This is a genomic window from Streptomyces mayteni (assembly GCF_054783955.1).
In genome coordinates this window covers 1-4,967 of record NZ_BAAGPR010000220.1, presented here as the reverse complement: position 1 = coordinate 4,967, position 4,967 = coordinate 1, and the positions used below count along the sequence as shown (strand labels likewise).

Annotated in this window: 2 rRNA genes; both read right to left on the bottom strand. The window is 56.9% G+C overall.

Annotation, left to right across the window (positions count from 1 at the left end):
• Nucleotides 1–24: 24 nt before the first annotated feature.
• A 23S ribosomal RNA gene (locus ACYVPE_RS39260) occupies nucleotides 25–3,128 on the bottom strand.
• A 197-nt stretch (nucleotides 3,129–3,325) separates the two neighbouring features.
• A 16S ribosomal RNA gene (locus tag ACYVPE_RS39255) occupies nucleotides 3,326–4,855 on the bottom strand.
• The 16S and 23S rRNA genes sit together here, the layout of an rRNA operon.
• Nucleotides 4,856–4,967 lie beyond the last annotated feature (112 nt).

Here is a 4,967-nt window from a genome sequence, read left to right as displayed (position 1 = left end):
ATTTCACAGTGGACGCGAGCATCTATGGACAAGCCCTCGGCCTATTAGTACCGGTCAACTCCACCGCTCACACGGCTTCCATCTCCGGCCTATCAACCCCGTGGTCTCCAGGGAGCCTTAACCCATCAAGTGGGTGGGAGTCCTCATCTCGAAGCAAGCTTCCCGCTTAGATGCTTTCAGCGGTTATCCCTCCCGAACGTAGCCAACCAGCCATGCCCTTGGCAGAACAACTGGCACACCAGAGGTTCGTCCGTCCCGGTCCTCTCGTACTAGGGACAGCCCTTCTCAAGACTCCAACGCGCACAGCGGATAGGGACCGAACTGTCTCACGACGTTCTAAACCCAGCTCGCGTACCGCTTTAATGGGCGAACAGCCCAACCCTTGGGACCAACTCCAGCCCCAGGATGCGACGAGCCGACATCGAGGTGCCAAACCATCCCGTCGATACGGACTCTTGGGGAAGATCAGCCTGTTATCCCCGGGGTACCTTTTATCCGATGAGCGACGGCGCTCCCACAAGCCACCGCCGGATCACTAGTCCCTGCTTTCGCACCTGCTCGACCCGCCAGTCTCACAGTCAAGCTCCCTTGTGCACTTACACTCACCACCTGATAACCAACCAGGCTGAGGGAACCTTTGGGCGCCTCCGTTACTCTTTAGGAGGCAACCGCCCCAGTTAAACTACCCACCAGACACTGTCCCCGATCCGGATCACGGACCCAGGTTAGACATCCAGCACGATCAGAGTGGTATTTCAACAACGACTCCACCCACACTGGCGTGTGAGCTTCACAGTCTCCCACCTATCCTACACAAACCGAACCGAACACCAATATCAAGCTATAGTAAAGGTCCCGGGGTCTTTCCGTCCTGCTGCGCGAAACGAGCATCTTTACTCGTAATGCAATTTCACCGGGCCTATGGTTGAGACAGCCGAGAAGTCGTTACGCCATTCGTGCAGGTCGGAACTTACCCGACAAGGAATTTCGCTACCTTAGGATGGTTATAGTTACCACCGCCGTTTACTGGCGCTTAAGTTCCCAGCTTCGCCCCCGAAAGAGCTAACCGGTCCCCTTAACGTTCCAGCACCGGGCAGGCGTCAGTCCGTATACATCGCCTTACAGCTTCGCACGGACCTGTGTTTTTAGTAAACAGTCGCTTCTCGCTGGTCTCTGCGGCCACCCCCAGCTCCGAACGCTAGGTTCATCACCGGAAGCGGCCCCCCTTCTCCCGAAGTTACGGGGGCAATTTGCCGAGTTCCTTAACCATAGTTCACCCGAACGCCTCGGTATACTCTACCTGACCACCAGAGTCGGTTTAGGGTACGGGCCACCATGAAACATCGCTAGAGGCTTTTCTCGACAGCATAGGATCATCCACTTCACCACAATCGGCTCGGCATCAGGTCTCACCCTTAATGGAGGACGGATTTACCTACCCTCCGGGCCACACCCTTACCCCGGGATAACCACCACCCGGGCTGGACTACCTTCCTGCGTCACCCCATCACTCACCTACTACCCCCTCGGGTCACCGGCTCCACCACTCCCACCTCGTCCGAAGACTCAGCAGGCGGCTTCACGGGCTTAGCATCAGAAGATTCAGCGCTGGCGCTTCACGGCGGGTACCGGAATATCAACCGGTTGTCCATCGACTACGCCTGTCGGCCTCGCCTTAGGTCCCGACTTACCCTGGGCAGATCAGCTTGACCCAGGAACCCTTAGTCAATCGGCGCACACGTTTCCCACGTGTGTAACGCTACTCATGCCTGCATTCTCACTCGTGTGCCGTCCACAACACGTTTCCACGGCCGCTTCACCCAACACACGACGCTCCCCTACCCACCAACATAGTTAGTGACACGACTTCGGCGGTGTACTTGAGCCCCGCTACATTATCGGCGCAGAATCACTCGACCAGTGAGCTATTACGCACTCTTTCAAGGGTGGCTGCTTCTAAGCCAACCTCCTGGCTGTCTCTGCGACTCCACATCCTTTCCCACTTAGCACACGCTTAGGGGCCTTAGTCGATGCTCTGGGCTGTTTCCCTCTCGACCATGGAGCTTATCCCCCACAGTCTCACTGCCGTTCTCTCACTTGCCGGCATTCGGAGTTTGGCTAAGGTCAGTAACCCGGTAAGGCCCATCACCTATCCAGTGCTCTACCTCCGACAAGAAACAAACGACGCTGCACCTAAATGCATTTCGGGGAGAACCAGCTATCACGGAGTTTGATTGGCCTTTCACCCCTAACCACAGGTCATCCCCCAGATTTTCAACTCTGGTGGGTTCGGGCCTCCACGCGGTCTTACCCACGCTTCACCCTGCCCATGGCTAGATCACTCCGTTTCGGGTCTAGGGCATGCTACTCAACCGCCCTCTTCGGACTCGCTTTCGCTACGGCTCCCCAACACAGGTTAACCTCGCAACACACCGCAAACTCGCAGGCTCATTCTTCAAAAGGCACGCAGTCACGACACCAAGCACAAGTACTTGATGCGACGCTCCCACGGCTTGTAGGCACACGGTTTCAGGTACTCTTTCACTCCGCTCCCGCGGTACTTTTCACCATTCCCTCACGGTACTATCCACTATCGGTCACCAGGGAATATTTAGGCTTAACGGGTGGTCCCGCCAGATTCACACAAGGTTTCTCGGGCCCTATGCTACTTGGGTGGCTCTCTATCGAGTCGCAGACATTTCAGCTACGGGGGTCTTACCCTCTACGCCGGGCCTTTCGCATGCCCTTCGCCTACACCTACGATTTTTTACTCGACGACTGTCCGGCAGAACAATCACAAGAACTCCCACAACCCCGCCTGCGCAACCCCTGCCGGGTATCACACACAAACGGTTTAGCCTCTTCCAGTTTCGCTCGCCACTACTCCCGGAATCACTATTGTTTTCTCTTCCTGCGGGTACTGAGATGTTTCACTTCCCCGCGTTCCCTCCACACCGCCTATACATTCAGCGGCAGGTGACAGCCCATAACGACTGCCGGGTTTCCCCATTCGGAAACCCCCGGATCACAGCTTGGTTGACAACTCCCCGGGGACTATCGTGGCCTCCCACGTCCTTCATCGGTTCCTGGTACCAAGGCATCCACCGTGCGCCCTAAATAACTTGGCCACAGATGCTCGCGTCCACTGTGCAATTCTCAACCAACAAGAAGACAAACCCGCCTTTTCACAGCGGCCGTGCCCTCAGACACCCAACAGCGCGCCAAACAAAAACCGTCAATGTTCCACCCATGAGCAAACCACCGCAGAACACTCGCCTGCGAAATGGCCCTTGGACCCCGATGAAAGGGTCAAGATGCTCCTTAGAAAGGAGGTGATCCAGCCGCACCTTCCGGTACGGCTACCTTGTTACGACTTCGTCCCAATCGCCAGTCCCACCTTCGACAGCTCCCTCCCACAAGGGGTTAGGCCACCGGCTTCGGGTGTTACCGACTTTCGTGACGTGACGGGCGGTGTGTACAAGGCCCGGGAACGTATTCACCGCAGCAATGCTGATCTGCGATTACTAGCGACTCCGACTTCATGGGGTCGAGTTGCAGACCCCAATCCGAACTGAGACCGGCTTTTTGAGATTCGCTCCACCTCACGGTATCGCAGCTCATTGTACCGGCCATTGTAGCACGTGTGCAGCCCAAGACATAAGGGGCATGATGACTTGACGTCGTCCCCACCTTCCTCCGAGTTGACCCCGGCAGTCTCCCGTGAGTCCCCGGCAGCCCCGAAGGGCCCCGCTGGCAACACAGGACAAGGGTTGCGCTCGTTGCGGGACTTAACCCAACATCTCACGACACGAGCTGACGACAGCCATGCACCACCTGTACACCGACTCAAAGAGCACACCCATCTCTGGATGCTTCCGATGCATGTCAAGCCTTGGTAAGGTTCTTCGCGTTGCGTCGAATTAAGCCACATGCTCCGCCGCTTGTGCGGGCCCCCGTCAATTCCTTTGAGTTTTAGCCTTGCGGCCGTACTCCCCAGGCGGGGAACTTAATGCGTTAGCTGCGGCACAGACAACGTGGAATGCTGCCCACACCTAGTTCCCACCGTTTACAGCGTGGACTACCAGGGTATCTAATCCTGTTCGCTCCCCACGCTTTCGCTCCTCAGCGTCAGTATCGGCCCAGAGACCCGCCTTCGCCACCGGTGTTCCTCCTGATATCTGCGCATTTCACCGCTACACCAGGAATTCCAGTCTCCCCTACCGAACTCTAGCCTGCCCGTATCGACTGCAGACCCAGGGTTAAGCCCCGGGCTTTCACAACCGACGCGACAAGCCGCCTACGAGCTCTTTACGCCCAATAATTCCGGACAACGCTTGCACCCTACGTATTACCGCGGCTGCTGGCACGTAGTTAGCCGGTGCTTCTTCTGCAGGTACCGTCACTTGCGCTTCTTCCCTGCTGAAAGAGGTTTACAACCCGAAGGCCGTCATCCCTCACGCGGCGTCGCTGCATCAGGCTTTCGCCCATTGTGCAATATTCCCCACTGCTGCCTCCCGTAGGAGTCTGGGCCGTGTCTCAGTCCCAGTGTGGCCGGTCACCCTCTCAGGCCGGCTACCCGTCGTCGCCTTGGTAGGCCACTACCCCACCAACAAGCTGATAGGCCGCGGGCCCATCCCACACCGCAAAAGCTTTCCACCAACGATCATGCGACCGAAGGTCATATCCGGTATTAGACCCAGTTTCCCAGGCTTATCCCAGAGTGCAGGGCAGATTACCCACGTGTTACTCACCCGTTCGCCACTAATCACCGGCCGAAACCGGATCATCGTTCGACTTGCATGTGTTAAGCACGCCGCCAGCGTTCGTCCTGAGCCAGGATCAAACTCTCCGTGAATGCTTCACTGAAAGCTTGGATCATGGATCCAACTTCAAAAAATCTGGCATTGACTATTTGGCACGCTGTTGAGTTCTCAAGGAACGGACGCTTCCTTCGGTTCCCTCTCGGG